This is a genomic window from Caballeronia sp. LZ019, from assembly GCF_031450825.1.
Taxonomy (GTDB): Bacteria; Pseudomonadota; Gammaproteobacteria; order Burkholderiales; family Burkholderiaceae; genus Caballeronia.
Window position 1 is genome coordinate 2,737,844 of record NZ_JARTVZ010000005.1, and the last position, 24,529, is coordinate 2,762,372.

27 protein-coding genes and 1 pseudogene are annotated in these 24,529 nt (G+C 64.7%); 14 read left to right on the forward strand and 14 right to left on the reverse strand.

Annotation, left to right across the window (positions count from 1 at the left end; translation table 11 throughout):
• Positions 1–12: 12 nt before the first annotated feature.
• Positions 13–1,974: pseudogene (locus P9255_RS26310) on the reverse strand (tetratricopeptide repeat protein); the annotation flags it as partial.
• A 215-nt stretch (positions 1,975–2,189) separates the two neighbouring features.
• On the opposite strand from P9255_RS26310, the gene P9255_RS26315 reads away from it, so the two are divergent.
• Complete coding sequence (locus tag P9255_RS26315) at positions 2,190–2,891, forward strand: carbonic anhydrase (protein ID WP_309764824.1); 702 nt, start codon at positions 2,190–2,192, stop codon at positions 2,889–2,891.
• 51 nt (positions 2,892–2,942) lie between these two features.
• Here the strand turns inward: P9255_RS26315 and P9255_RS26320 are convergent, their stop codons facing one another.
• A complete protein-coding gene (locus P9255_RS26320; RefSeq protein WP_309790679.1) occupies positions 2,943–3,488 on the reverse strand; it encodes a DUF4142 domain-containing protein in 546 nt (181 codons plus the stop codon).
• Positions 3,489–3,644: 156 nt separating this feature from the next.
• Between P9255_RS26320 and P9255_RS26325 the strand changes: the two genes are divergently transcribed.
• Together P9255_RS26325 and P9255_RS26330 are read left to right on the forward strand one after the other, a co-directional pair.
• On the forward strand, positions 3,645–3,860 hold the full coding sequence (locus P9255_RS26325) for a zinc ribbon domain-containing protein (RefSeq protein WP_309764822.1): 216 nt from the start codon (positions 3,645–3,647) through the stop codon (positions 3,858–3,860).
• 77 nt (positions 3,861–3,937) lie between these two features.
• Positions 3,938–4,204: a DUF1488 domain-containing protein gene (locus P9255_RS26330; RefSeq protein WP_309790680.1), complete on the forward strand. Its 267-nt coding sequence runs from the start codon at positions 3,938–3,940 to the stop codon at positions 4,202–4,204.
• Positions 4,205–4,355: 151 nt separating this feature from the next.
• Here P9255_RS26330 and P9255_RS26335 read toward each other — a convergent pair whose 3' ends face one another.
• Positions 4,356–4,721, reverse strand: a complete 366-nt coding sequence (locus tag P9255_RS26335; protein ID WP_309764820.1) for a response regulator — start codon at positions 4,719–4,721, stop codon at positions 4,356–4,358.
• Positions 4,722–4,910: 189 nt separating this feature from the next.
• Positions 4,911–5,438: a YqjD family protein gene (locus P9255_RS26340; protein WP_404980429.1), complete on the reverse strand. Its 528-nt coding sequence runs from the start codon at positions 5,436–5,438 to the stop codon at positions 4,911–4,913.
• A 326-nt stretch (positions 5,439–5,764) separates the two neighbouring features.
• Between P9255_RS26340 and P9255_RS26345 the strand changes: the two genes are divergently transcribed.
• Complete coding sequence (locus P9255_RS26345) at positions 5,765–6,712, forward strand: DMT family transporter (protein ID WP_309764819.1); 948 nt, start codon at positions 5,765–5,767, stop codon at positions 6,710–6,712.
• A gap of 21 nt (positions 6,713–6,733) precedes the next feature.
• Here P9255_RS26345 and P9255_RS26350 read toward each other — a convergent pair whose 3' ends face one another.
• The 3 genes from P9255_RS26350 to P9255_RS26360 all read right to left on the reverse strand — a co-directional run bounded on the left by P9255_RS26350 (position 6,734) and on the right by P9255_RS26360 (position 8,100).
• A complete protein-coding gene (locus P9255_RS26350) occupies positions 6,734–7,267 on the reverse strand; it encodes a cupin domain-containing protein (RefSeq protein WP_309765457.1) in 534 nt (177 codons plus the stop codon).
• Positions 7,268–7,422: 155 nt separating this feature from the next.
• Positions 7,423–7,671 (reverse strand): hypothetical protein, encoded by a 249-nt coding sequence (locus tag P9255_RS26355; RefSeq protein WP_309764818.1) that lies wholly within the window; start codon positions 7,669–7,671, stop codon positions 7,423–7,425.
• Positions 7,672–7,698: 27 nt separating this feature from the next.
• Positions 7,699–8,100 (reverse strand): hypothetical protein, encoded by a 402-nt coding sequence (locus P9255_RS26360; protein WP_309764817.1) that lies wholly within the window; start codon positions 8,098–8,100, stop codon positions 7,699–7,701.
• 202 nt (positions 8,101–8,302) lie between these two features.
• Here P9255_RS26360 and P9255_RS26365 point away from each other — a divergent pair, with 202 nt between their 5' ends.
• On the forward strand, positions 8,303–9,220 hold the full coding sequence (locus P9255_RS26365; protein WP_309764816.1) for a LysR family transcriptional regulator: 918 nt from the start codon (positions 8,303–8,305) through the stop codon (positions 9,218–9,220).
• A gap of 54 nt (positions 9,221–9,274) precedes the next feature.
• Here P9255_RS26365 and tehA read toward each other — a convergent pair whose 3' ends face one another.
• Positions 9,275–10,258, reverse strand: coding sequence for a dicarboxylate transporter/tellurite-resistance protein TehA (gene tehA, locus P9255_RS26370; RefSeq protein ID WP_309764815.1), 984 nt, complete (start codon positions 10,256–10,258; stop codon positions 9,275–9,277).
• Positions 10,259–10,413: 155 nt separating this feature from the next.
• Positions 10,414–11,892: an NCS1 family nucleobase:cation symporter-1 gene (locus P9255_RS26375; RefSeq protein ID WP_309764814.1), complete on the reverse strand. Its 1,479-nt coding sequence runs from the start codon at positions 11,890–11,892 to the stop codon at positions 10,414–10,416.
• A 223-nt stretch (positions 11,893–12,115) separates the two neighbouring features.
• Here P9255_RS26375 and P9255_RS26380 point away from each other — a divergent pair, with 223 nt between their 5' ends.
• From P9255_RS26380 to P9255_RS26395, 4 genes are all read left to right on the forward strand, one after another.
• A complete protein-coding gene (locus P9255_RS26380) occupies positions 12,116–12,370 on the forward strand; it encodes a hypothetical protein (RefSeq protein WP_309764813.1) in 255 nt (84 codons plus the stop codon).
• Positions 12,371–12,481: 111 nt separating this feature from the next.
• Positions 12,482–13,405 (forward strand): YihY/virulence factor BrkB family protein, encoded by a 924-nt coding sequence (locus tag P9255_RS26385; protein WP_309764812.1) that lies wholly within the window; start codon positions 12,482–12,484, stop codon positions 13,403–13,405.
• A gap of 510 nt (positions 13,406–13,915) precedes the next feature.
• The gene (locus tag P9255_RS26390; protein WP_309764811.1) at positions 13,916–14,524 is read left to right on the forward strand and encodes a hypothetical protein; all 609 of its coding nucleotides are present in this window, start codon (positions 13,916–13,918) and stop codon (positions 14,522–14,524) included.
• 64 nt (positions 14,525–14,588) lie between these two features.
• Positions 14,589–15,653 carry a GGDEF domain-containing protein gene (locus P9255_RS26395; protein ID WP_309765456.1) on the forward strand — a complete coding sequence of 355 codons (1,065 nt, stop codon included), beginning with the start codon at positions 14,589–14,591 and terminating at the stop codon, positions 15,651–15,653.
• A gap of 18 nt (positions 15,654–15,671) precedes the next feature.
• On the opposite strand, the gene P9255_RS26400 is transcribed toward P9255_RS26395, so the two are convergent.
• Together P9255_RS26400 and P9255_RS26405 are read right to left on the reverse strand one after the other, a co-directional pair.
• On the reverse strand, positions 15,672–16,583 hold the full coding sequence (locus P9255_RS26400; RefSeq protein WP_309764810.1) for a recombination-associated protein RdgC: 912 nt from the start codon (positions 16,581–16,583) through the stop codon (positions 15,672–15,674).
• Positions 16,584–16,655: 72 nt separating this feature from the next.
• Positions 16,656–17,579 (reverse strand): DMT family transporter, encoded by a 924-nt coding sequence (locus P9255_RS26405; protein ID WP_309764809.1) that lies wholly within the window; start codon positions 17,577–17,579, stop codon positions 16,656–16,658.
• Between the two features lie 112 nt (positions 17,580–17,691).
• On the opposite strand from P9255_RS26405, the gene P9255_RS26410 reads away from it, so the two are divergent.
• Both P9255_RS26410 and P9255_RS26415 read left to right on the forward strand, forming a co-directional pair.
• On the forward strand, positions 17,692–18,156 hold the full coding sequence (locus P9255_RS26410; RefSeq protein ID WP_309764808.1) for an Lrp/AsnC family transcriptional regulator: 465 nt from the start codon (positions 17,692–17,694) through the stop codon (positions 18,154–18,156).
• Between the two features lie 69 nt (positions 18,157–18,225).
• Complete coding sequence (locus tag P9255_RS26415; RefSeq protein WP_309764807.1) at positions 18,226–18,543, forward strand: hypothetical protein; 318 nt, start codon at positions 18,226–18,228, stop codon at positions 18,541–18,543.
• Between the two features lie 53 nt (positions 18,544–18,596).
• Here P9255_RS26415 and P9255_RS26420 read toward each other — a convergent pair whose 3' ends face one another.
• A complete protein-coding gene (locus tag P9255_RS26420; RefSeq protein WP_309764806.1) occupies positions 18,597–18,755 on the reverse strand; it encodes a hypothetical protein in 159 nt (52 codons plus the stop codon).
• 176 nt (positions 18,756–18,931) lie between these two features.
• Here P9255_RS26420 and P9255_RS26425 point away from each other — a divergent pair, with 176 nt between their 5' ends.
• From P9255_RS26425 to P9255_RS26435, 3 genes are all read left to right on the forward strand, one after another.
• Positions 18,932–20,326 (forward strand): selenium-binding family protein, encoded by a 1,395-nt coding sequence (locus P9255_RS26425; protein WP_309790682.1) that lies wholly within the window; start codon positions 18,932–18,934, stop codon positions 20,324–20,326.
• Positions 20,327–20,348: 22 nt separating this feature from the next.
• Entirely contained in the window at positions 20,349–20,984 is a 636-nt protein-coding gene (locus P9255_RS26430; protein WP_309764804.1) for a hypothetical protein, read from the forward strand.
• A gap of 150 nt (positions 20,985–21,134) precedes the next feature.
• Positions 21,135–21,824, forward strand: coding sequence for a methyltransferase domain-containing protein (locus tag P9255_RS26435; RefSeq protein ID WP_309764803.1), 690 nt, complete (start codon positions 21,135–21,137; stop codon positions 21,822–21,824).
• A 16-nt stretch (positions 21,825–21,840) separates the two neighbouring features.
• Here the strand turns inward: P9255_RS26435 and P9255_RS26440 are convergent, their stop codons facing one another.
• The gene (locus P9255_RS26440) at positions 21,841–23,343 is read right to left on the reverse strand and encodes an efflux transporter outer membrane subunit (RefSeq protein ID WP_309764802.1); all 1,503 of its coding nucleotides are present in this window, start codon (positions 23,341–23,343) and stop codon (positions 21,841–21,843) included.
• The gene (locus tag P9255_RS26445; RefSeq protein ID WP_309764801.1) at positions 23,340–24,521 is read right to left on the reverse strand and encodes an efflux RND transporter periplasmic adaptor subunit; all 1,182 of its coding nucleotides are present in this window, start codon (positions 24,519–24,521) and stop codon (positions 23,340–23,342) included. The genes P9255_RS26440 and P9255_RS26445 overlap by 4 nt, the downstream gene beginning before the upstream one ends.
• Between the last annotated feature and the right edge of the window lie 8 nt (positions 24,522–24,529).

The following is a 24,529-nucleotide window of genomic DNA, read 5'->3' on the forward strand; positions in this document are numbered from 1 at the left end:
ATCGAAACACCAGAAGGTCTCGGGAAGCCAGACGGACTGCTCGCTGCAGCGCTCCGTCATCGGCTCGTTCGGCGGATCGATCCACGGATCCGTCAGGCGATAGCGAATCGCACTGCTGCCCGTAGTGCCCGGATAGGCGAGCCATTGCACCTGCACGGGCGCGGGACGGCGGGCGAACAGCAACGGGCGGCCGGACGCCATGTGCATCGTCAGATCGACGAGCACGTCGATGCCGTCGTCGCGGATCAGTTGCGCGAGGCGGGCATCGTCGAGCGCGGCGACGTCACGCCAGACGTCGGCGAGCGGACGCATTTGTTCCGTGATGGCATCGGGCCGCCTGGCGCTGGAATAGCAAAAGATCTCGAACGAAGCGTGATCGTGCTGCGCGAGCACCGGTGCAGTGAACATCGACTGGCAATGATTTCGAAAATCCGGCGCGACATAACCGATTCTCAGGCGTCTGGAGACTGACCGTTCGTTCGGATGACTTACTGTCCCCCGCAGAAACGGCGCTTCATGCCGCGCGGCAAAACGCAGACATTCGTCCAGAATGTCTTTCGACTTCTCGGCGCAATAAGTCAACGCGTAGTTGAGATTGCGATGGATGCACTCGTCCTCCGGTGCGCAAGCTATCGCACGCCGGAAGGAATCGATGGCCTCGTCCATGCAGCCTGTGTCCTTGAGCACGCCTGCAAGGTTGTTGTGCGCGGCCGCCAGATCGGGGCGAATGGCGATGGACTGGCGAAATAGCGACTCCGCCTCGGCCGGCCGGCCCAGGTCGTAAACGACGCGGCCAAGGTTCGCATGAGCCGGCGCGTGATCGGGCGAAAGCGCGATCGCCTGACGATACGCCGCTTCGGCCTCCGGCAGACGACCCTCGCCGGCCAGCAGCACACCGAGGCTGTAATGCAGTTCGGGAGCGTCGGGACACAAGGCAAGCGTCGCGCGGTACATGCGTTCAGCTTCGTCGATGCGCTTTTCGCGATACAACAGGTACGCCAGTGCGGCGTGCGCGTCAGCGTGATCGGGCACGCGGTGTATCACTTCGCGATACGTACGCGCCGCATCGTCCGGCCGCCCCGTCTCGGCGTACGCCCGCGCGAGTCCCATCGAAGCATCGGCATAGCCTGCGCGCAGCGCCAGCGCCGCGTGAAATGCGGCTTCGGCTTCCGCGTAACGCCGCTGCGACATGAGCGCCTGTCCAAGGCCGCAGTGCGCTTCGACATAGCCGGGTTGCAGTTGCGTCGCGCGCCGGTGGAACGCCTGCGCCCCGGCGTGATCGCCGAGCTGTTGCAGCACCAGCCCCAGATTGTGATGAGCGATCGCGAAGCCGGGGCGCACGCTCACGGCGCGCCGCAGCGCCGCGCGTGCTTCGTTCAGCCGCCCCTGCTCGCGCAGCAGGTTGCCGAGATTGTTATGCGCTTCGGCGTAGTCGGGGCGTGCGGTCCTCGCGGCGACATATGCGGCTTCGGCTTCTTCCACGCGGCCTTGTCGGGCCAGCAACGCCGCCAGGTTGTAATGCGCTTCCGCGAGACCGGGGCTAATGCGCAGTGCCTCGCGCAAGTGCGCTTCCGCGTCTTCCGGGCGGCCGAGTTCCCGCAAGAGATTGCCCAAGTTGTAATGCGCCTCGGCGAACTCCGGCCGGATCGAAATGGCTCGCCGATAAACAGCCTCCGCATCCGCCAGACGCTCCTGCGACATCAGCAGATTGGCGAGATTGCAATAGCTGCCCGCGTGCGCGGGGTCCGCGTCGATACTGCGGCGCCATAGGCTCTCTGCATCAGCGGCACGATCGAGCCGATAGCAGCAGATAGCGGCCAGATTAAGCGCCTCCGGATCACCGGCTGCGGCTTCGATCAAAGGGTTCAGAATGTGCAACGCCTGCTGAAAATCGCCGTTCGAATAGCAGCGCGCCGCGCTTTGGTAGGTATCGGACTTGGGATCGGGATCGGTGAGCATGTGCGAAAGCGCGTGCGAGGCAGTTTTCGGTGACTATCGAAGGGTAAAACTAACAGACTCGCCGAACCGATTCGTCAAGAACTATAAAGCCGTGCGAAAACCGAAATGAAGCGGCAGATGCGCCCGCGCGTGCGCGGGATTCGCCGATGACTTGCGCATCATCTCAAAACCCCGCAAGCTTTCGGCTGGCGGCGGGCGGCCGCTCGCCGATCCGCAATCAAAGGGCCCCCATGTCCGATAAATCCACGATGACCGAAGAACGCGAAGGCTCCGATCAGCCCGATCTCCTGTACCTTTTGCAAGGCGCCGAAGACTTCAGCCGCTTCGTCTTTCCCGACAGCGAAGCGCTCTTCAAGAGCCTCGCGCATCGGCAAACTCCGCATACGCTGTTCATCACGTGCGCGGACTCGCGCATATCGCCGGAAATGATTACGCAGACGCGCCCCGGCGAGCTGTTCGTGTGCCGGAACATCGGCAATATCGTGCCGGCGTATGGCGAGATGCTCGGCGGCGTCTCCGCGGTCGTCGAATTCGCGGTGCTTGCGCTGAACGTGCGGCAGATCGTGATCTGCGGCCATTCGGATTGCGGCGCGATGAAGGGCCTCGCGTCGGGCGCGACCATCGCCGACGAAATGCCGACGGTTCACGCGTGGCTGCGCAACGCGGAAGCGGCGCGCAGCGTCGTGACGGCCAGGAAACTGGAGGAAGGACGCGTCGTGCAGGCGATGGTCGAAGAGAACATCCGGCTGCAACTGACACATCTGCGCACGCATCCGGCGGTGGCCGGGCGGCTCGCGCTGAAGCAACTGCAGGTGCAGGGCTGGGTCTACGACATCGGGCAGGGAGAGGTGTCGGTCTTCGATGAAGGCGGCGGCGTCTTCGAGTCGATTCCCGAAGCGCGGGAGCGTCTGCTGCGCCAGGGCGCGCGCTGACGCATGATTGCAGAGACGGCGCGGCTTCCCGCCGCGCCGTCATCGGACTGCTTACTGCACGCCCTTCTTGGCCGCGAGATCCTGCGCCATCTTCAAATGCTGCTGGATGGTCGGCAGCGCCTTCTGAGCCGCCTTCTTCAGATCGGCGTTCTGGCCCTCCTGCGCTTCCTTCTGGAAAGCCTCGACGGCTTTCTGGTGTCCCTCGACGCCGACCGTCTTGATATAGGCGGTATCGAATTCCTTGCCCTTCAGGCCCTTCAGCGAATCGAGCACCGCGGTGTCGGAGTTGTCCTTCGGCACGGTCACGCCGTGCGGCGCGGCCATCTTGAGCTGCAGCGTCAGCTTGGTGTGATCGACCATCATGTGATGCGCGAAGTTCTTCACGTCCTTGTCTTGCGACTGCTTGCTCGCAAGCTTGCTGGCATCGATCTCGGTCGAGCTGGACATCGACGCAGCCTGCACGAATTCCTTGTCCGGCGATCCCAGCTCATTGGCTTGCGTGGTGCTGGCCGCCTGCGTCTGCGCGAGCGCGACTGCCGGCGCGGCGGAAAGAAGCGCCGATGCCAGCGCGGTGAGCAGAACTGCATTGCGTTTCATTGAAGCCTCCTTAGGCGGTTGTTTGCCCGCTTCTTCAGCAATACCGATGCCACGCGGCTTCGCTCGAGTGTTTGCGTCGGCCTTACGCGCGGAACATGCCTTGCTGCCAATACGACTTGCTACACTGTCCTTATCCCCTATCCCGACCAAAGCACCATGCCCGTTTATGACTACGAGTGCGCGCGATGCGGCGCGTTCGAAACGGTACGCCGCATCGCCGAGCGCGACGAACCCGCGCCTTGTCCCGAGTGCGGCGAAACCGCGATGCGCGTCACCATCGGCGCGCCATCGGTACGAAGCAGCAGCGCGCAAGCGAAAGAAAACGTGGGCGGTTACGGCATGCGTCATGTGGGCGGCTGTTCGTGCTGTTAGCGCGACAACGGTCCGTCATGCAGGCATGCCCGTTGCAGGCGAATCAGCGTTTCTCTGACGAAAACAGGAGGTGAAGGATGGCGATTGAGTTCAGCGGGCGGCGTCACGTCGTGGCGGCAGCGCGAGTCGCATTCGAAGCGACAGTCAACGGACGCGAAGTCTGGTGCAGCGTGTCTCTGGATGCGCTCAACGATCACTTCGGCAATGCCGGCACTTCGTCGCACGCAATGCTGAGTGCATTCGAGGGCGGACGCGTGGAGATCGAGCAGGCAGCCCGGCGAACGCTCGAGCGCAACGGCGGACAATCGGTCGAACTCGAAACGAACGATTTCAATCGACGTTGATGGCATGACGGGTCGCGCTGTTCCGTCGCGTTGTGCGGCTGGCCCGACGCGCGAGCAGTACGCGACCTTCGATGAAATCGGGCAGCCTTCGTGCTGCCCTTTCTCTTTGGACGATGGCCCGACACATCGACCAAAGCGCGCCTGCGTTGTCTCATTGCGCAAAAAACCGCGTGAGCACATCCACGAGCCACCACAACGGACACGGCTTCCGGCACACGCCGTCATAGCCGGCTGTGCGTAGCGCCTCACACGGATCGCGCGCTTCGTCGCTGCCGAAGGCGATCACCAGCTGTCGCGCGGTATCGGGTGTATCGGCTCCTTTGCGCAACTCACGCACGACCCAGTGGTCATGCCTTCCCGGCGGCGTCTGGCCGCCTGACGCCCTGCCAAGACGCGTATCGACGAAGACCGCCTGCGGACGCCAGGTCGAAGCCAGTTCAACGGCGCGTTCTGCATCGCCGATCTGCACGGCTTCGAAGCCGCGCATGGCGAGCAGCAGCGCGAACGAGTCGCCCACGTTTGGCTCCGAATGCGCGATCAGGACGCGCCGTGGCTCCGCCACGGCCGCCCTTCGATGCGTCCACACTTCGCGGCGCCCGGTTCCCGCTGTGTCCGGTTCTCCATTCATGTCCGTTCGGCACGGCGATGAGCGCCGCCCTGTCACGCCCGCGAGCAAGGACGAGGCCCGCCGCGCGGCGCGATGCGTTCAGCGCGAAATCAACAGGCCGACGATCAGCCCGCCGATACCGGCAAGCGTGATCGCCTTCCAGGGATTGTCGTGCACGAAGTCGTCGGTGCCCTCGGTGACGCGCCGATAACGCGCGACGGCCACGTCCTGCGCGCCCGCGATCACGCGTTTCGCGCGTCCGCTCGTCGAAGCCGGATCGGGATGGAAGCGGCTGCCCTGCCCCTCCGACGATGCGGAAGCCGGCTGCGCGAGCACCGCGGGACTGTCGCCGCCTTCGAGCGCGCTGCCGTGCACATGCGCCGGCGAACGCGTCGGCACATTGCGCACCGGCCGATGCGCGGCTCCGGGCGCGAGCGGCGTGACATTGTCGTGATCGCCCTGCTCCATGCCCGGTCCGAGCGCCGCTTCCATTGCGCTCGTCACCGCGCTGCGCGAAAGCGGCGGTTCCGGCGGCTGTCCGGCCGGCGTTCCCGCGCCGTTGTTCGACACATTGCCTGTCGTGATACCCGACGTGCTCCCCGATGCATTGCCGTTTGCGTTAGCCATGGCTCTCTCTCCTTTGTGCTTGCCCGATGCATTGACCGAACCAATGCGCGTATCGATGACGCAAGAGTCGCACCGCCCCCCCCCCGCGCGCGCCACTCGTCCGTCGGACATAGGCCGATCCACGGGCTTCGCGGGCATGAACCGAGCGACGTATCGCAATTTCTTTCACATACCGGTGAGAATTGCTCGTTTGTCCCGAACGACGCCCGCGCCTACGATGAGTCTCCTGTCGCGCGAAGCATCTTTCGTTTCACGCCGCGCCGAAGCATCGCGCGCCCTCCCGCCGATACGATGGCTTCGCTCCCGACTCTCTTGCGAAGCCCGCCATGAACCCTGTCAATCTCGCTCAACTGCTCGTACTCGCCGCGCTATGGGGCGGCTCGTTCCTGTTCATCCGTGTCGGCGTGACCGATCTCGGCGTGGCGCCGCTGATGGCGTTGCGCGTCGGCATCGGCGCGCTGTTCCTGCTGATCGTGCTGGCGCTGCGCGGCTCGCCGCGCGAAGCCATCGCGACGATGCGCCGGCGCGCCTGGCCGCTCATCGTCGTCGGCGTGTTCAACTCGGCCGCGCCGTTCTGTCTCTTCGCGTATGCCGAGCTGACGCTGTCGGCGGGCGTGACCTCCGTGATCAACGCGACGACGCCGCTCTGGGGCGCGCTCGTCGCCTTCTTCTGGCTCGGCGACCGCCTGAGCCGCCTGCGCGTCGCGGGTTTGGCGATCGGCTTTGCCGGCGTGCTCGCGCTCGTGTGGGATCAGACCTTCGCGCATCCTGCCGGCGCGGCGGCCTCCGCGATCGCGCCGACGAGCACCGCGCTCGCCGCACTGGCCGCGCTCGCGGCGACGCTGTGCTACGGCATCGCGGCGAGCTATACGAAGCGCCATTTGATGGGCGTCGATTCGCTGACCGTCGCCGCCGGCACGATGAGCGCGGCCACGCTCGTGCTTCTGCCGTTCGCGCTGGTTTCATGGCCGGCAGCGCCGGTGTCGATGCACGCGTGGGGCGCGGTGCTCGGGCTGGGTATCGCCTGCACGGGCGTCGCGTACATGCTGTTCTTCCACCTGATCGCGGTGGCCGGGCCGGCGCGCGCGATCACCGTGACGTTCGTGATCCCGATCTTCGGCATTCTGTGGGGCGCGCTGTTTCTGTCGGAACGCGTGTCGATCGGAATGGCGGCGGCATGCGGAATCGTGCTCGCGGGCACCGCGCTCGCGACGGGCGTCGTCAAACGCCTGCCGTCCTGGCGCGCCCGCCGCGAAGAATGCGTCAAGCAGTAAGGACAGCGCGCGGCGCGCCGCTCAACGCCATAGCCGGACCAGCGCTCCGTTGTCTCCGCCGACGGGATCGGTGTCCGGGAACGGCAAAGCCTGCATCGCGCGCAGTTCGTCGTCGCTCAGGGCGTCGCGCCGGATGTCCCATTGCTGATTCGGCGGATACGCGCCGATCACCTGGAAGCGCCCGGCGCTTTGCAGCAGGCAATGGCCGGTGCCGGCGGGCAGCAGCAGCGCATCGCCGGCGCGGACCGAAACGGCGCGTCCATCGGGACCGCCGATGACCAGCTCGGCTTCCCCCGATGCCACGCCGAGCACCTCATGCGCCGTCGAATGGAAATGGTGATAGTCGAAGACGCTGTCACGCCATTGCGGCGGCCAGCCGTTCTGCGCGAACAGCGCCTCGAAGCGGCTGCCGCAGTCGCGGCCCTCGGGTTCGACCGCGCCGCGCCAGAGCAGCACCGGCAGCCGGGCATTGTTGGGGACCCAGCCGTTGGCGGCGAGCATGAAGTGCTCGCAGCGGGCTTCGGCTGCATGAAGGATTTCGGATTGCTCGGCCATGGTGCGTTCTCCGCGAGGGTTTGCAGAGGCCGAGCAACGGGTGTTCCAGTGATGGCGCGATGCGTCCGCGAACGAAGATCGCGACGACTTCGCAAGCAGCATGAAGGTCGTCGCCTCGAAGCGGCCCGACAGCGACGCCGATAGCGACGCCCGCATCACCGCCCGTGCCAGCGTCCGTAACCGCCGCCGAATCCCACTCCGACCGATACCGACGGCGCGTAGTAAGCCGGCCCGTACGCATAGCCATAAGCCGGCGCGTAGCCGTATGCCGGCGCGGGCGCATAGCCATAGGGCGGCGCATAGACGCAACCGCCGAGTCCCGCCGCAACGGCGAGCGCGACCGGTGCCACAAGCGAGCGTGCGAGTCTTCGCGTGCCCGGTTCCGTTTTGTTTCGCTTCTTCATGACGATGACCTCCTCGCGTGCGCCGGCTTACCAGTGGCGATAACCATAGCCGCCGTGATGCGCGCGCCAGTCGCGACGATCCCAGTAGCGCGCGCCGTCCCAGTACCGGTCGCCATGCCAGCCGATGACGACCGCCGGCGCGGGCGCCACGATCACCGGCGCGGGCGGATACACGGCGGGCGGCGCAGCCTGATACGCGACAGGCGGCGGCCCCGGCTGCTCCACATAGGCCGGTTGCTGCTCGACGTAAGCCGGCTGCGGCTGAACATAGACCGGCTGCGGCTGCACATAAACGGGCGGCGGCGCGGCATAAACCGGCGCGACCGGTATCCCGAGATTCACCCCGATGCTCACGCCCGCCGTCGCCGCCTCGCAAGCGAGACCCGCGCACGCAACGATGCCCAGCCCAATGAAACGCTTGATCTTCATTTCTTCCTCTGCGCGAAGGCCGCAATGACAGTACGGCCATGAATCCATGTTATTCGCGACGGCCCGCGCTTGCGTTACAAGCCCTGTAACAGATGTGAACGCTGAAACGAACGGTCGGCAACAAGGCAACGCCCCGGCCCGCCGTTGCGCCGGCGTGCATGCTCGTGGGATAGTGCGGGCTTCGTCGAAACGGGATGGGCGAATGGACCTGTTGCGGAGCATGCGGATTTTCACGCGCGTCGCGGAAGCATCGAGCTTCACTGCGGCGGCGCAACAGCTGGACATCACCACGGCGCAGGCGTCGCGGGCAGTCACGGAACTCGAGACGCATCTGCGCACGCGGCTGCTCAATCGCACGACGCGCCGCGTGGCGCTCACGGATGCCGGCAATCGCTATCTCGCCCGCTGCAAGGAGGTGATCGCGCTCGTCGATGTCTCCGAAGCCGAAGCCAGCAACGCACAAGTGTCCCCGAGCGGCCTGCTGCGCATGCATGCGCCGATCACGTTCGGGCAGCACTACGTGGTGCCGGCGCTCACGCGCTATCTCGATGCCCATCCGCAGGTCCGCGTCGAGCTGACGCTCTCGCAGAACGTCCCCGACATGCTCGACGAAGGCTACGACGTGTTCCTGCAGATCACGACATCGACGCTGCCGGATTCCGCACTCGTCTCGAACCGCATCTGCTCGATGCCGAGCGTGCTGTGCGCGTCGCCGCAGTATCTGGAACGGGCGGGCGTGCCGCGCACCATCGACGATCTCACCCGTCACGCCTGCCTGCAGCTCGTTACGGCATTTTTTCCGGTCGACCGGTGGATTTTCGAAGGCCCGCAGGGCAGCGTCGAAGTGGACCTGCCGCCGGGCCGCCTGCGCGTGAATGCCGCCGACGCGCTCGCCGTCGCGGTCACGGGCGGGCTCGGCATTGCGCCGTTGCCGGCGCTGTCGGTGCAGCCGTTGCTGAAAAGCGGCGCGCTCGTGCGCGTGCTGCCGGAATGGGAACTGCAGACCATGACGATCTATGCGATGTACGCGTCGCGCCAGTATCTCGATGCGAAGATCAAGACGTGGGTCGCGTTCCTGCGGGAGTTCGTCGTGGGGACGCTGAAAAACGAGCTCGCGTGAAGCGCTGCGTCGTCTTTGTGCGGGGGCTTCGCGCGAGACGACGCAGCGAATGCATCAGGCGCGCTTTGCCACGACCGTCGCCGGCAGCAAGCGCCCTGCAATCATCGCCCGCACCGTTGCGGCGACCAGCATCGCGATGATGATATTGGCCGCGACAAAGGCCACCGGCGCGATCCACTCGACCGGCCCTTGCGCGCCGCGTTCGATCATGCGGATAGCCATCGTCGGCAGCGCGGCCGCGCCGAAGCTGAATGCCCAGTACGACGGCGTGAAATCGCGCTGGCGAATCCACGGCACGAGACGCGCGAGCATCAGCGCCTGATACAGCCCGTAGCCGAGCAGCATCGTCGCAAAGAGGTCGGGCAAGCCGTGCGTGATCGCGAGATACGACACCCCGCCGACGACCGGCGGCGCGAGCTGGATGCCGAGGCTCGGGCGCAGTGCGTCGGGCAGCGGTTCATGCACCGCCGCGCGATGCAGCACGATGGATTCGATCGCCAGCCACGAGAACACACCCGCCCCGAAGAACAACATGCCGATCTGCGTCCAGCCCAGGCCCGCTGCGGCCGTCCCCGCGACGAAGCTGGGCGCGACCGTCGGCAGATAGACGGCGGGTGTCGTCAGTTCGGGCTTGCGGCCGCCTTGCCAGAATCGTCCATGCAGATACGCGCCGAGCGCGAGCTGACTGACGACGCCCGCCGCGAACAGCGCGATTGCCAATGCCCGCGACTGGCCTTGCACGGCTTGCGCCGCGAGCATCGTCGATACCGGCGCGAGCGCCGCGAACGACGACTGCACCGGATGCTGCATCTCCGCGATGGCGTCGGCGCGCTGCGTGAGCCACTTGTGCGCGTAGGCGGCCATCAGCACGAGCCACACGGCGAGCGCGGCGACCGTCAACAGCGCCGGCACGCTCGCGGGAACCGGCCACACGCCGGCGGCCGCGCGCCATGCACCGGCAAGCGCCAGCGCACCGACGGCGATGCCGAAGAACGCGACGGGCATCGGCGCAGGCCTGGATGGAAGATTCGTGTTCATGTGCCCTCTCCTTTTCGAAGGACGCGGCGAACGCCAATGCGTTCGTCTGTCGTTGAAGAGAGCTTAGGGGCGCGGGACGCCCGCGCGAATGCCGCGGCGTCTCGTTCGAATGCTCGAACGTCTCAAGTTGAGATGGCCCCCGCCGATGCGAACGCTTATCTGCGCCGTGCAATCCGCATCAGGACGACATACAGCAGCGCCCCGGCCACCGCGCCGATGAGCCAGCCGAGGTTGTTGGCGGGCAGAATCTTCAAAAGCTGCGTCGAGAGTTCCCATCCCACGGAGATCGCGCCCGACAGCAGCAGCGCGGCAAGCCCGACCTTGTTCCATCCGCCGTCGTAGTAGAAACGCGCGCCGGGCTGCATCGTGTAGAGTTCGGCGGCATTCACGTTCTGGCGCTTGACGAGGTAGTAATCCGCCATCATCACGCCGTACATCGGTGCGAGCACTGCGCCGAAAACCGAAACGAAGATGGTGATTGCCTTCGGGCTGTCGACGAAGATCCACGGACACACGACGACCGCGAGTATCGATGCGATCAGTCCGCCCTTCTTGAAATCGACGTGCTTCGGAAAGAGATTCGCGATGTCGTAAGCCGGCGAAACGAAGTTCGCAACGATGTTGATGCCCATCGTCGCGATGATGAACGTGATGCTGCCGATCGCCACCGCGAACTTGTTGTCGATGCGCGAAACGATTTCTACAGGGTCCATGATCATCGTGCCGAAGACCTTCTCGCTGCCCGCCGTGACGATCACCGTGATGACGGCGAATGCAAGGAAGTTGAACGGCAGGCCCAGGAAATTGCCGACTTTCATTTGCCGCTCGCTCTTTGCAAAGCGCGAGAAATCGCCGAAATTCAGCAACAGCGCGGCGAAGTAGCTCACCACGAGCAGCGTCGCGTTGATCATCGCGTGCAATTGTTCGTCGCCGGGCAGGACCTTGCCGGACAGCGTGAGGTCGAGGCTGCCGAGTCCCGCCCGGTAGAGAATCCAGCCCATCAGAAAGAACATCACGACATACACGGCCGGCCCGCAGAAGTCGATGAACTTGCGGATGATCTCCATGCCGCGCTGAAAGATCACGAGCTGCAGCAGCCACATGAAGAGAAAGCTGACCCAGCCGAGCATGTCGAGCCGCAGAAAGCTCGAATCGCGCAGTGCGACCGCCGACGGCACGAAGAGCAGCAGGAGCGTCGCGACCGCCTTCGATGCAAAGTAGGTCTGCACGCCGTACCACACGATGCCGACGACTCCGCGAATCAGCGCGGCCAGATTCGCGCCCATGACGCCCATCGACACGCGGGCCATCACCGGGAACGGAATGCCGTGCACGAGGCTCGGCTTGCCGACCCAGTTCATCAGCACATAGACGATGAGTATGCCGATGGTCATCGCGAGCAGCACTTGCCAGCCGGACAGGCCGAGCAGAAAGAGGCTCGCCGCGAACGTATAACCGCCGACGCTGTGAACGTCGGACATCCACATCGCGAAGATACTGTAGCCCGTCCATGTGCGGCGCGAGCGCGGAACGGGTGCGAGATCGTGGTTATAGAGGCGTTCGTCTGCGTTGACGACTTCGATATCGGCGCCTAGGCCGGGCGCGGACGAATCGGCTACGTGAGAAGCAGGCATGACCGTCTCCCAGGCTGAACGCGTGGACGAAAGCGCGGATGAACGCGTGATTCACCCGTCGCGTTCGGCAGACAAAAAGAAGCCGCGATGAACATGCGATGGGGCGCGCCGGCAAGGACCCGTCGCGCAGCCGCTCATGCAAGATTAGTGCATGACGCCGCAAAGGTGAACGATGCGCGGCATATCGCTCAAGTAAAGCCGCATTGATGCCGATATGTGGGCCATGAGAAAAAAACGCCTCCTGTCCCGCGATTCGGGAATCGCACAGCCGGAAGTCCCCGCCCTGGCCTTGGGCGATGCCTTCGCCGCCGCCGCCGAAGCGCTCGCGCTTTTCTGCCGCCTGCGCCGCATCGAAGCGGCCGACATGCCCGCACGCGATGTTGACGCGTTGCTCGACATCGCATTCGAAGAGGCTGCGCAACAAGCGGCTGCGCGCAGCAACGCCAACGCCGACGCCGACGCCGACAACGCGGGCTGAACTCCGCCGTTGGGCGCGCAACTTGCTCCCCGAGCCTCGAATCCTTTGTTAGAGGCAGGCGGGCAGGACAAACGCGCCCATCGCCGCACATGCGCGCGTCGCGGAGGTCCCATGTCGAAGATTCTCGGCCCTGTATTGGGGCCTCAGCTTCACAACGTCGCGCGCCATCCGTTCGGCTTCCTCAAGCGCACGATCAAGGCGTTTCGCGCCAATCAGGGCATGCTGCTCGCGGGCGCGGTCGCGTATTACGCGCTGCTGTCGATCGTGCCGCTGCTCATCCTCATCGTCATCGTGCTGTCGAAGTTCGTCGGCCAGCGCGAACTGCTCGAAACGCTCGCGCATCTGCTCGAATGGCTCGTGCCGGGACAGGCGCGGGCGATCGTGCGCGAACTCGCCAACTTTCTGACGCATCGCGCAGTCATCGGCTGGCTGCTGCTCGTCACGATGATCTTCTTCAGCTCGCTCGCCTTCACCGTGCTCGAGAACGCGATGTCGGTGATCTTCGTGCATCGCGTGGCGATCCGCCGGCGGCATTTCCTGCTGTCCGCGCTGCTGCCTTATTGCTACATCCTCTTCCTCGGCGTCGGCATGCTGATCGTCACGCTCGTGTCGAACGGCCTTCAGGCGATGGGCGACAACAGCGTGATGCTGCTCGGCGTCGAAGTGTCGCTGAAGGGCGCGTCGCGCGTGCTGTTGTACCTGCTCGGCGTCGCGGGGGAGATTTTCGTGCTGACGTCGATCTATCTCGTGATGCCGGTCGGACGGCCATCGTTCCGGCTCGCGCTGCTCGGCAGCGTGACGGCCGCCGTGCTGTGGGAGATCACGCGGCACGTACTCGTCTGGTACTTCGCGACGCTCTCGCAAGTGAGCGTCGTGTACGGTTCGCTGACGACATCCATCGTCGTGCTGTTCAGCCTGGAAGCGCTCGCGACCCTGCTGCTTTTCGGCGCACAGGTGATATCGGAATTCGAGCGCTACGGCCTGCCCGAACGCAATTCCCCGCAGCCGTTCACGACCGACGACGCAGCGAATTGAGTTCTGCACGCAACATGCTTGAGGCAAGATGCAAAGCGCAATCGGCGTGGACGCGATGCAACCCATCGAAGCATCGTTGATCTGAGGAATTCGCACGTGGGCTGCTGGCTTCGTCGTTGCTACGGTACTATTCATCCTTTGCACGGGCGCGGTGCGGCGCGGCAGTCACGCGCATCGCCCCGGCAAGCACTATTGTCCTGTAGCTGCCGCCGCACCTCGTACTTTTTGCCGGCTTGCGGCGAGCGTTTGCATCGCGCGATGCTTCAAATGCGCGAGATTCATTCGTTTGTTTTTTCGATCGATTCGGCACGTGCCGCGCATCACTCGTCTTGCGCGACCTAATCGCATGGCGTGTCACCCGGCTCATGCGCCGGGCCGCACCGCGCACTGCATGCACCGAACGCCTGCCGCCGTCGACGAACATGATTCTGGAGCGCTGCCATGCCTCAACACGCTGAGCTACCTGATGAGCCGTTCGCAGGCGGCCCGAGTCCCGCTAACGATCCCTCCGTGCCTGCTTTGTCCGAGTCCCTCGCCGACTTCGACGACGACGCCGATCCCGACGAGGCGCCCGTCCGCACGCCGCGCCGCTTCGGCCGTCTCGCGCTGTGGATGGCTTCGGCGACTGCGCTCGGCGTAGGCGTCCTCGGCACCGTCGCATACAGCATGTGGTTCAACCACGACCAGCGCGTCTATGCCGAAGCGATGAACAGTGCCCGGCAGACACTCGGCATCGATCAGCCGGTACTGGCGGCCACGCAGTCATCGGGCGTGGTGGAAGCGCCCGTGACGGCGCATCCCGAGAACATCAGGCTCGCCGGCAGCCCGCCTGCTCTGGACCGGCCCGGCCTGAGCCCTGTCGCGGCGGCGCCGGTTGCCATCGCCGAGGACGACGCCACGCAGCGCCGGGCGACGGCATCGAACCAACCGAACAATCGCGCGAACCGTGCCGGTGACAAGCCGGTGCGCACGGCGCAAGCCAGCCAGACCACCAAACGTCGTGCGCCGCCTTCGAAGGCCGAGCCCGGACTCTTTGCCCGCGTGGGCGCCTTCTTTCATCGAGTGAGCTATCGACGCAATGCCACATCCGGTCAGCGAGAGGAATATTCCCGTCCGTGACGACGACGCGCTTGCGGCACGCACACTTCGCTGGCTGGGCGGCGCGCGGGCGCATCTGCAGCGCCTGCGTGTGCCGGGCCCCGCGCCGCTCGCCGGCGTCGCGCTGCTCAGTCTTCTGATCGGGCTGCTGTTTCTCGCGTTCCAGGTCCGCGCGATCTTCTCCGCGCAACTTCAGCAGGAATACATCGGGCTCGTGCTCGAAGCCGTCGAGCGGGCCGATACGGCGCGTGCATCGGCGCTGTCGCTGCAGGACGCATCGGCCGGCGATACCGCCCATCGCGCGGCATACCGCGATGCGCGCACCGAATTCGCCGCGCGGCTCGCAAGCCTCCATGCGCTCATCGCAGCGAGTCCGGCTCCCGCGCCCGCGCTCCCTCCGCTCGTGCTCTCTCCCGCATCCGATCTGAAAGCGGCGAGCGCCGCGCTGGATGCTGCCTACCTGTACTGGCGCGCCGAGCGTGACCGCGCGAGCGCCGACGTGCGCGAACGGATCGTCAGCGTGTCGCATACGCTGATCGCGCTGTCGTCGATCGTATTCGGCGTGCTGATCACCGCGCTCGGAATGTATGCAAAACGCAATCGGCAACTCGTCGGGATATCGAGCGAATTCGAGCACGCGTCCCTGCACGATGCGATGACCGGTTTGCCCAACCGCCGCAAGCTCTTCGCCGCGCTCGAGGAAACGGCCGAACAGCTCGGCGGCGGCGCGAATGCGAGCGCGGAGCGCATTGCCGTGCTGTATATCGATCTGGACGGATTCAAGCGTGTGAACGATACGCACGGCCACCGCATCGGCGATGAATTTCTGATCGCGGTATCGCGGCGTTTTCGTCAGACAGTGCGCAACAGCGATGTGGTCGCGCGGATTGGTGGCGATGAGTTCGCCGTGCTCGTGCGGGAGTTCTCGAGCGATCTCGAACTGGCGGCGATCGCGCAGCGCATCATCACGTGCGTGGCGGAAACCGATGCGCGCATGGATTTGTCGCTGGTGCGCGCGAGCATCGGTATCGCGAGTTATCCCGATCGCGTGACGGATTACTGGCGGCTCGTCGCCGCCGCCGACGACACCATGTACGCCGTCAAGCGCAACGGCAAGAACGGCTACGCGTTTGCATCGCCGGCGGCGTGAGCGCGTTTCTATCGCAGTTCATGCCGCCGCGCGCAGGTCTTCTTCGCCGCCGAGTGCTTCGGCAAGCGCCGTGAACAGCCGGTCGAGTTCGCCCGTCATCAGCAGGAAGTCGGATTCGAAGCGCTCGTCGTCGTTGGCCGCGGTGGGATCGGCGGCTTCCTTGATGACGTCGAGCGGCGTCACGCGCTTGAGCGTCAGCGAAGGCGTCAGCACGAAGGACACGCGGTCGTCCCACGTCATCGCAAGACGCATGCACTGCTTGCCCGCTTCGATGTGACGGCGCATGTCCTCCGCCTCGAGCGCATGGCCGACGTAGCGCACCGTGGCATTGCCTTCGCCGGTCGAGCGCAGTTCGGTATCGCGATCGAGCGTGAAACCCGCAGGCGCGTCGCCGGTCAGCAGCCACTCCGTCATGGCCGACACCGGCGAGCGCGCCGGCCGGACGCTCGCGAGCGGCAGGTCCGTGACCGACTTCACCAGCAAGCCGATGATGTCGTCGGCGACCGTCGCCGATGCGGCATCGATCGCGAGCCATCCGTGCACCGGATCGATCCACACGCGCGTATCGCGGCGGATGCTGAATGCACGCGGCAGCAGTTCGTCGGTCACTTGCTCCTTCAGTTCGCGCATCTGCTTGCGGCCGGGTTTGAAGCCCTGCTGCTCTTCGAGTTCGAGCGCACGCTCCTTCGTGAACTGCGTGACGACCGACGCCGGCAGCAGCTTCTTCTCCGCGCGATACGTGATCAGCATCTGGCGGTTGACCGTGTAGACGAGCGCATCGTCATGACGCGGCGAGACCCAGCCGCGCCGCTCGTTCTCGACGCTCGACGCCGCGCTGAACGCAAGCGGCGCGAGCCATTTGTGCATCTGTTCGGGCGTGACGGTCCAGTGAGCGGGAAGGCGGTGAAGCTGAAGATTCTTGAACCACATGGCGGCGCTTTCGATGTTGTTCGGAAAAGCGGGCCATTCTATACGACGCGCGTCGCATTCTGCATGCATCGTTCATTCGCTTGCGCGGCGGGCCGGCACGATTCGCCATTGCAGATTGACGCCCGCTGCCGCGAGCAGGATCAGCGCGGCGCCGGCGACTTGCAGCCAGGCCAGATGCTGGCCGAATGCGAGCCAGTCGACGACGATCGCCACGACCGGATAGATGAACGACAGCGCACCGGTCGTCGCGACGGGCAGCTTCTGAATCGCGCCGTAAAGCAGCACGTACATGAGGCCGGTGTTCACGACTCCCAGCACGATCAGATCGGCCCATCCGCCGATGCTCGCGGGCGCCGCGTCGAAATGCGCGAAGGGCGCGAGCATCACGATGCCGAGCAGCACATGCAGCATGGCGATCAGGTGCGGCGGCGTGCCCTTGAGCCGCTTCGTGATAATCGACGATATCGCGTACAGCAAGGCCGCGCCGAGCGCATAGGCGATGCCTTCGAGATAGCGTCCGTGCATCGCAAGCACGGCCGGTTCGACGCGCACCACCATCACGAGCCCCACGAACGCGATGCCGAGCCACGCGAGCGTCGAAGCCGAAATGCGTTCGCGCAGCACGAGGGCCCCGAGTGCGACGAGCATGAACGGCTGCGTGTTGTAGACAGTCGTGGCCATCGAGATCGACGCGCGCGAATACGCCGCGAAAAGCAGCAGCCAGTTGCCGACGATCGCCACGCTGCCGAGCGCGACCCATCCCAGCATGGACCATGAGAAATAGCGCTTGTGCAGCAGTCCGAGCATCGCGCAGACGGCAACGAGCGTCGCCCCGCCGAATACGCAGCGAAAGAACACGACGTTGCCCGTGGACTGCCCCGACGACACGACGAGCCAGCCGATCGTGCCCGACATCAGCATGGCGAGCGTCATCTCGATGGCCCCGCGCCGCTGCTCGGCGGCGTTGCGCGTGTTGCCGATTGCGTGTGTGTTCATGGCGGTCAGGCGAATGCGGTTTCGATGAGTTGAAGTCTATCGATGCGCGGCACGTTAAACCATGCCTAAAATAAGGCACATTTCATTCATTACCTTGCTATCGAAGGCCATCATGCCGAAGAACCCTGGCCCATCGCAAGCGAGCATCGACGCGATCGACCGCGAGCTGATCGGCGTGCTTGCAGTTGACGGACGCATCGCGGTGAGCGAACTGGCGAAGCGCATCGGACTGTCCGCACCGAGCACGGCCGAGCGCATTCGCCGCCTGGAATCCCAAGGGGTCATTCGCGGTTTCACGGTGGAGATCGACCCGTCGGCGCTCGGTTATACGCTTCAGGCCATCGTGCGCGTGCAGCCGTTGCCGGGACAGTTGCATCTCGTCGAGGACGCGATCCGGCGCATCCCGGAGTTCGTCGAATGCGTGAAGGTCACGGGCGATGACTGCTTCGTCTGCCGCCTGTATCTGCGTTCCATCGAGCATCTCGACGACATCCTCGCGAAAGTCACCGACCGCGCCGCGACGAGCACGGCCATCGTGAAGACGACGCCCATCGAACGCAGGCTGCCTCCGCTCTGAACAATCGCGTGTCCGGCAGGGAACGGCGCTACACTTGAAGTGCCCGTTGCTTCAAAGAGGGAGCATCCGATGATCGACACCGACGCCAAGCGCACGTTTCGGGGCCTGCCGCTCACGCCCGAGCAGGATGCCGAAGTCAGGCACTACATCAAGAAGAAGAAGCAACGCGGCGAACCGTGGAATACGCCCGAACTCAGCGCGATGCTGCGCGACATGCTCGATCCCCCAGACAGCGACGATTCACCGGACGAAGACGTCGACGAAGGAAACCGGGCTTTCGCGGAGCGCGCATCGGCGTCCATCGACGAAGGTATCGACCCGATCGAGAACAGCGAAGAATGGCATGCCGCGATGGAAGCCGAAGCGATGAAAGGGCCAAGACGCTGAGTACAAAAAACGCCGGTGAAAACCGGCGTCATATCCGCTCGAGGCTCATGCTTTCAATGCCTGTGATGCAACCAGTCACGAGGCGGATGCGAATCCAGCCAGCGCGCTTTCGGCGGATGTATATGCGGGTGCCTGTGATGCATGACCAGAATCACGATGGCGCATAGCACCACGACGACTCCGACCATCAGGGTGATCATCGGCTCGGTCATCGCAACCTCCTTCGAGCGCAAGAAGACGACGCTTTCATTGTAGATGCTCTCGCGCCGTTCGATGCGGGCATTGCGCCTGTTTCGCTTTGTATTGCGTAATCCCTTATAAGCAGCCCGACGCATTCGGCGCAGGCGTGTCCTATAGTGCAGAAGGACCGCTCATTGGGAGAACCGACATGGCGACATGGAAACCTGATCCGAGCTTCTACCCTTCCCCGCGACTCGCTGCGAAGGCCCCGTGCGAAACGCTCGCCTATGTCGCGACGTTCGATCCCGAGCGCAAGACGCCCGACAAACTCGCGGTCGTCGATGTCGATCCCGAATCGGCGGACTATGCGCGAATAGTGGGCGAACTGGCGATGCCCGATGCCGGCGACGAACTGCATCACTTCGGCTGGAACGCGTGCTCGTCGTGCCTGTGTCCTAACGCGCCGCATCCGCACATGGAGCGCCGCTATCTCGTCGTGCCGGGGCTGCGTTCGTCGCGCATTCATATCGTCGATACGAAGCCCGATCCGAAGAAGCCGGTCATCGTCAAGACCATCGAGGCCGCCGAACTCGCGGAGAAAACCGGCTATACGCGGCCCCATACCGTTCACTGCGGCCCGGGCGGCATCTACGTCACCGCGCTCGGCAACGCGGAAGGCAAGGCGCCTGGCGGCGTGCTGATGCTCGATCAACAGAGCTTCGATCCGCTCGGCCGATGGGAAGTCGAGCGAGGACCGCAGCAGCTTGCCTACGATGCGTGGTGGCATCTCGGTTACGACACGATGGTCACGAGCGAATGGGGCACGCCCGATACCTTCGAGGAAGGTCTCGTGCCCGAACTGCTGCTCGGCGCGAAGTACGGCCGCAAGCTGCATTTCTGGGACCTGACGAAGCGCAGGCACGTGCAGGAGATCGACTTCGGCGACGAGTATCAGCTCGTCTTCGAACTGCGCCCCGCGCACGATCCGACGAAGGCATATGGCTTCGTCAATTGCGTGATCAGCCTGAAGGACCTCTCGTCGTCGATCTGGACATGGTATCGCGACAAGGACCAATGGGCCGTGAAGAAGGTCATCGACATTCCCGCCGAACCCGCCGACGCCTCCGTGCTGCCGCCGCTATTGCAAGGCTTCGGCGCGGTGCCGCCGCTGGTATCGGACATCGATCTCTCGATGGATGACCGCTTTCTATATGTATCGTGCTGGGGCACCGGCGACATGCTGCAATACGACGTCTCCGATCCATTCGCGCCGAAGCTCGCGGGCAAGGTGCGCATCGGCGGCGTGGTCGCGCGCGCGACGCCCGCAGGCGCGAGCAACGGCCACTTGAACGGCGGCCCGCAAATGGTCGAAGTCAGCCGCGACGGACGCCGCGTGTACTTCACCAACTCGCTATACGGCGCCGTGGATTCGCAGTTCTATCCGGAAGGCATCAATGGCTGGATGGTGAAGCTCGACGCAGGCGCGGACGGCGGCCTGAGTGTCGACGAACGGTTCTTCATCGACTGGCCGAAGGGGCATCGGCCGCATCAGATCCGGCTGCAAGGCGGCGATTGCTCGTCGGATTCGTATTGCTATCCATGATGCCTTCGAGGAGCGCGGACCCATGAACACCGGCACGCCCGCGCTCTGGATCACCGCTGCGGGCCTCGGCGCTTTTCATGGCATCAATCCCGCGATGGGATGGCTGTTCGCGCTCGCCCTCGGACTCTACGCGCATAGCAAGCGCGTCGTCTTGCTATCGCTCGTGCCGATCGCACTGGGTCATGCGCTATCCGTCGCGCTCGTGCTGGCGGGCGTGCTCACGCTGGGTTCGTACGCCAGTCACGAGACGCTTGCGCGCGGCTGCGGGGTGCTGCTGATCGGCGGGGGCGCGTGGCGTGCGTGGCGCGGGCATCGCGGGCGTCCGGCCGTCGGCATGCGCACCGGACTCGCGGGCCTCGCGCTGTGGTCGTTCGTCATGTCGAGCGCGCACGGGGCGGGCCTCATGCTCGTGCCTGCGCTGCTGCCGTTCTGCGGCGGATCAGCGGCGAAGGCACCGGCAGCGGACGCGTTCGAAGCGGGCGCGGTCGCCTTGTCTCTTCATACCGCCGCGATGCTCGCGGTCATCGCCGCCATCTCCCTATTCGCAATGTCGGTGCACGAGCGCGCGGGCCTGAGCTTTCTGCGCACGGGCTGGATCAACGTCGACTGGCTCTGGAGCGTGGCGCTCGTCGCATGCGGCGCATGGCTCTTCCTATAACGTCGAAGCGATGGCGGAGGCCGGCAGAAGTTCGGCGGACGACGCCTATCGACGGCGATTGCGCGGCACGGCGCATCGCTGCAATATCGTCCGAAACGGCCAGAAAATAGATCATTCGATAACGAGTCGATAAAAAAAGGGGACTTTCGAATGCGCGAGATTTCATACGCAGAACAGACCGTCAATTCGGGCAATCCGCTCGCGCGTTTTGCGCATCGAACGCGAATGACGATGGCGACCGATCTCGTCACCGGCCTGTGCCCGACACGTGGCACGGTGGTCGACTTCGGCGCGGGTCCGGGACTCTTTCTGCATGCGCTCGGTGAAACGCGGCCCGACATCACGCTCATCGGCCACGACAAGTTCATGGCCCCGGCGTTTGCCGAAGTCCGATACGCGGAATCGCTCGATGGCGTGGCATCGCACAGTGTCGATGTGCTCACGTCGTTCGAAGTCTGCGAGCACCTTTACGAAAGCGAAGTCGAGTCCCTGCTCGACGACGCCGCGCGCATTCTCAAGCCGAACGGCGCGCTGCTGATCTCCGTGCCGATCATGTACGGCCTCGCGATTGCGCCGAAAGTATCGAACTGGATGATTCGCAGCCGCACGCTGAAGTCCGAATACTCGCCCGCCGAATTGCTGAAGTCGATGATCGGCATTCGCGTCGAGCGGCCGGAGAATCCGCGCACGACGCATAAAGGCTTCGATTTTCGGGAACTGCGCGCGGTCGTCGGCGAACGTTTCACCATCGATGCGGCGCATGTCAGCCCCGTTCCTCATGCACCGTGGTGGATTAGTTCGCAATACTTCATGATTTGCCGGCCACGCACACGCGCCTGACCTCGAACGCGACGCTTCACTCTCGCGCCGATACTTCATCGGCGCGAGGCAGCCGATCCGTCGTCCATCCGCCGCCCAACGCCTTGATGAGCGCAACGCTTGCAGCCATCCTGCGCCGTTCGATACGCACTGCCGCACGCTGATCCGACAACACGGTGGCCTGCGTCACGACGACGTTCAGATACGTGATCGCGCCGTTCTCGTAGCGATTGCCGATCTTGTCGAGCGCGCGCTTCGCGGCATCGACGGCTTGCGCTTGCGCCTCGCTCTCGCGACGCAGCACGTCCAGCGCATTAAGGTTGTCCTCGACCTGACCGAACGCGGTCAGCACCGTCTGCCGGTAATCCGCTACGCTCTCGTCATACGCGGCACGCGCCGCATCGCGGGCTGCCGTGCGGCCGCCGAAGTCGAGCGCGGTGAATGCAAGCTGCGGCCCGAGCGACCAGAAGCGGCTCGGCGCCGTCAGCCATGAACTGAAGCGCGTTGCTTCGAGACCGCCGGTTGCGGCCAGCAACAGATTCGGAAAGAACGCAGCCGTCGCGACACCGACGCGCCCGTTCGCCTGAGCCACACGGCGTTCGGCCGATGCGATATCGGGCCGGCGCTCGAGCAACGCCGACGGCAGCGATAACGGCAATGCGGTCAGCGCCGCATTCGGATGCGGCACGTGGTCCGCATCGAGCGGCGCGACCTCGAGTGCGAAGCTCGACGGCGGCTCGCCGATGAGAATCGCAATTGCATTGACGAGGCTCGCGTGCGTGGTCTCGAGTCCGATCAACTGCGCTTGCGTCGCGCGCAACTGCTCCTCTGCCTGCGCTACGTCCGACTCCGCAGCCACACCGCCCGCGAAGCGATCGCGCGTCAATGCAAGCGCTTTTTCATAGGCCTGCAGCGTCTCTTGCAACAAGCGTTCTTCTTCGACGGTGCCGCGCAAATCGAAGTAATTCGTCGCGAGTTCCGCCTGCATCGAAAGGATGGCGCTTTGCAGGTCCGCCGCACTGGCCTGCGCTTCGGCGCGACCGCCTTCGACTGCGCGTGAAATGCGGCCCCACAGGTCCGGCTCCCACGAGACCTGAGCCTCGACCAGGTAGTCCGGCACGGTCACGCCCGCACTCGAGCGGTACAGCACATTCGACGATACGCGCGACTGATTGAACGACGCGTTGGCTGTGATCGTCGGAAAGAACGCGGAACGCGCCTGACGGACCGCCGCACGCGCGCCGCGATATCGGGCGGCTGCGGCCGCCACCGTCTGATTCGACACGATCACGCGCTCTTCCAGCGCGTTCAGCTGCGGGTCGCCGTAGACCTCCCACCACGGCGCGCGCGGCGCGGCGTCGGCGGGCTGCGCAGGCTTCCAGTCTTGCGTCGATATCGCTGCATCCCCCGGCATCGCCGACTTGTAAGCCGCCGGCGTTGGCACTTCAGGGCGCACGTAGTCGGGGCCGACCGTGCAGGCGGACATCGTCATCGTCATCGACAGCAGCGCCAGCATCGAGCCTGCATGCGTGCGCTTCATGACGACTGCCCGCCCTTTTTGACTTGCGTCTGCCCGATACGCACGGTCGCACCATCCACGATGGAGTCCGGCGGATTCACGATCACGCGCTCATCGCCGCGCAATCCCGATACGATCGACACGCGCGTGCCGTAATCGGTGCCGAGCGTGATGGGCAGCAGCTTCACCCGATTGTTCGCATCGACGCTCGCCGCATGCACGCCATCCGGCCTGAACAGCAGCGCATTGCCCGGCAACGTGTAGGACGCCGTCGCACTCGTCAAGCGAAAGCGCACTTGCGCATAAGCGCCCGCCAGCAGTTCGCCGCTCGGATTCTTCACATCGACCTCGACGCGCATGGTGCGTGCAACCGGATCGACCGCGCCGGCCGCGCGAACCGTCACGCCTTCGAACTTGCGATTGCGCTCCTCGTTCAGCAGCAGTTCCGCGGGCATGCCGACCGTCACCATGCGCGCATAGGTCTGAGGCACATCGACGAATACCCGCAGCGTCGTCGCATCCTGAACGTGGAAGAGTTCGCGGCCCGCTGCGCCGCTGCCGGCATCGATCAACTGGCCGACATCCGTGTTGCGCGCAGTGACGACGCCGTCGAACGGTGCGTAAATCTTCTGGAACGAGACGAGTTGTTCGAGCCGCGATACGTTCGCCTGCGCGGCATTCAGCGCCGCTTCTTTCGCGAGCATGTCGCCGTTTTTCTCGTCGGTTTCCTGACGCGATACCGAGTTGTTCTTCGCCATTTGCGCCCAGCGTTCCGCCGTGCTCTTGGCGAGCAGATAGTTCGCGCGGGCAGTCTGCGCATCCGCGCGCGCCTGGCGCAACTGATCGTTGATCTCGGGCGCATCGATCTCGGCGAGCAGCTGCCCCTTCTTCACCTTGCTGCCGATATCCACCGTCCAGCGCTTCAGATAACCGCTGGTGCGCGCGAAGATCGGCGCATCGGAGAACGCACGGATATCGCCGGCGAGCAACAGGTCTTGCGTCGGCTTCATCTGCATGGGCTTGATGACCTCGACGGTCAGCATGCCGTGTTCGGCTGCATCGCGCTGAAGCTCGGCGTGTTCGGCATGGCGCGACCAGATGCCCTGCGCGACGATGCCGGCCACGATCACTAGCGCGATCACGAGCCATACACGCCCTCGCTTGCCCGTTGCCGAACGTTGCGTCAACTGCTCTTCCATTCGTTCTC

Coding starts and splice junctions, on each gene's coding strand:
- P9255_RS26385 (WP_309764812.1), top strand. CDS start 12,482: ATGTCGAAGATTCTCGGCCCTGTATTGGGGCCTCAGCTTCACAACGTC.
- P9255_RS26375 (WP_309764814.1), bottom strand. CDS start 11,892: ATGCCTGCTTCTCACGTAGCCGATTCGTCCGCGCCCGGCCTAGGCGCC.
- P9255_RS26420 (WP_309764806.1), bottom strand. CDS start 18,755: ATGACCGAGCCGATGATCACCCTGATGGTCGGAGTCGTCGTGGTGCTA.
- P9255_RS26440 (WP_309764802.1), bottom strand. CDS start 23,343: ATGAAGCGCACGCATGCAGGCTCGATGCTGGCGCTGCTGTCGATGACG.
- P9255_RS26365 (WP_309764816.1), top strand. CDS start 8,303: ATGGACCTGTTGCGGAGCATGCGGATTTTCACGCGCGTCGCGGAAGCA.
- P9255_RS26315 (WP_309764824.1), top strand. CDS start 2,190: ATGTCCGATAAATCCACGATGACCGAAGAACGCGAAGGCTCCGATCAG.
- P9255_RS26410 (WP_309764808.1), top strand. CDS start 17,692: ATGCCGAAGAACCCTGGCCCATCGCAAGCGAGCATCGACGCGATCGAC.
- P9255_RS26430 (WP_309764804.1), top strand. CDS start 20,349: ATGAACACCGGCACGCCCGCGCTCTGGATCACCGCTGCGGGCCTCGGC.
- P9255_RS26380 (WP_309764813.1), top strand. CDS start 12,116: ATGAGAAAAAAACGCCTCCTGTCCCGCGATTCGGGAATCGCACAGCCG.
- P9255_RS26320 (WP_309790679.1), bottom strand. CDS start 3,488: ATGAAACGCAATGCAGTTCTGCTCACCGCGCTGGCATCGGCGCTTCTT.
- P9255_RS26350 (WP_309765457.1), bottom strand. CDS start 7,267: ATGGCCGAGCAATCCGAAATCCTTCATGCAGCCGAAGCCCGCTGCGAG.
- P9255_RS26425 (WP_309790682.1), top strand. CDS start 18,932: ATGGCGACATGGAAACCTGATCCGAGCTTCTACCCTTCCCCGCGACTC.
- P9255_RS26330 (WP_309790680.1), top strand. CDS start 3,938: ATGGCGATTGAGTTCAGCGGGCGGCGTCACGTCGTGGCGGCAGCGCGA.
- tehA (WP_309764815.1), bottom strand. CDS start 10,258: ATGAACACGAATCTTCCATCCAGGCCTGCGCCGATGCCCGTCGCGTTC.
- P9255_RS26355 (WP_309764818.1), bottom strand. CDS start 7,671: ATGAAGAAGCGAAACAAAACGGAACCGGGCACGCGAAGACTCGCACGC.
- P9255_RS26340 (WP_404980429.1), bottom strand. CDS start 5,438: ATGGCTAACGCAAACGGCAATGCATCGGGGAGCACGTCGGGTATCACG.
- P9255_RS26435 (WP_309764803.1), top strand. CDS start 21,135: ATGCGCGAGATTTCATACGCAGAACAGACCGTCAATTCGGGCAATCCG.
- P9255_RS26415 (WP_309764807.1), top strand. CDS start 18,226: ATGATCGACACCGACGCCAAGCGCACGTTTCGGGGCCTGCCGCTCACG.
- P9255_RS26360 (WP_309764817.1), bottom strand. CDS start 8,100: ATGAAGATCAAGCGTTTCATTGGGCTGGGCATCGTTGCGTGCGCGGGT.
- P9255_RS26405 (WP_309764809.1), bottom strand. CDS start 17,579: ATGAACACACACGCAATCGGCAACACGCGCAACGCCGCCGAGCAGCGG.
- P9255_RS26445 (WP_309764801.1), bottom strand. CDS start 24,521: ATGGAAGAGCAGTTGACGCAACGTTCGGCAACGGGCAAGCGAGGGCGT.
- P9255_RS26325 (WP_309764822.1), top strand. CDS start 3,645: ATGCCCGTTTATGACTACGAGTGCGCGCGATGCGGCGCGTTCGAAACG.
- P9255_RS26345 (WP_309764819.1), top strand. CDS start 5,765: ATGAACCCTGTCAATCTCGCTCAACTGCTCGTACTCGCCGCGCTATGG.
- P9255_RS26400 (WP_309764810.1), bottom strand. CDS start 16,583: ATGTGGTTCAAGAATCTTCAGCTTCACCGCCTTCCCGCTCACTGGACC.